This is a genomic window from Synechococcus sp. WC10meta (genome assembly GCF_047461475.1).
On the sequence record NZ_JANSHF010000038.1, the window covers coordinates 1 to 1,141 of the forward strand.

1 pseudogene is annotated in these 1,141 nt (G+C 45.2%); it reads right to left on the reverse strand.

Annotated features, from left to right (window positions below):
- Positions 1 to 1,141: pseudogene (locus tag NW804_RS10335) on the reverse strand (macrocin O-methyltransferase); the annotation flags it as partial.

Here is a 1,141-nt window from a genome sequence, read left to right on the forward strand (position 1 = left end):
CCAGGGTAGAGATTGACATTAGAGCGAACTCCAGCCGAGCGAAGAGATTGATCCACACTTCCATAAATCTGGGGATCAGCCAGAGCAGGATCTACCACATCGAGAATAACTCCTCCTGCCGCCAGGTGCGCAGTTGACCAACCTAGCCAACAGCCGATCTCTAGGGCGTTTTTTCCTTGTAGCTTAAGGGCAGTATTGTACAGAATATGAGCCTCGTCTCGACTAACAAAGCCGATGGTAGGTTGACGTAGATCCGTATACCAAAGGTGAGGAACTTCTTTCCGTAGATAAGGCCAGGGGTGAGAGCTTGGCTCGGCCGCAATCATTGAAGGAAAGCTATGGTCAAGATGTATTCTAATCTGGTTAGGCGATACGTAGTCGTATCTCTTGACCGGAGTGGGGATGATGCCTGCATACCGCAAGCTAGCTTCAATCTTAAAACCTTCAGTTGTAAGCGCAATATGAGTTGGTCTCACCTTAACGTCGGCTGTAAGATGTATGATTCCTACTGGATTGTGAGGTGGAAAAGGATCTACCCAAATCTTCCTTTGCAAATCCCATTGGGGCATCTCATAATGGGCTAGCCAGTTGCAATTTAATGGCAAAAGTTCAACTCTATCCAGACCTATATCTCTATAAATAGCCACGTTTAGAGCAAACTGGTCTGTCCACAAATCAAGGCACCTAGAAATAGCTTGACCTAATCTCTTGCCCCATATTGACCAATGAATAGACTGTCTGGCACCAGAAAACACACCAGCATTTAGCAGAGGCTCTATATCTAAACGATCAAATTCCGTGTGGTAGAAGTAAAGGTGGTAGTGCCAAGATATCCAAGTTTGCATCCAGGGTCTATTCTTATGTTTAGCTACTAACTCTGGAACTATTGAGAAGCTCTTTCTTTTTGCTCCTAAGACAAGAAGATCAATCGCAGACCAGTCTTGCACCCAAGCATCTGCATCAATCCAAATATAAACTTCATAGCCTGGAAAGTATTCAGGAAGGAAAGGCCTAGAAACTAGTGCCTTGAGATACTTGGGTTGTCTATCAATGTCGGGAATATCATAGTTCCAACCTGGCTCAACGATGTGGTCAACGTACTGACCTATCCATTGCAACTGCTCCGGTGTACAGCCTACAT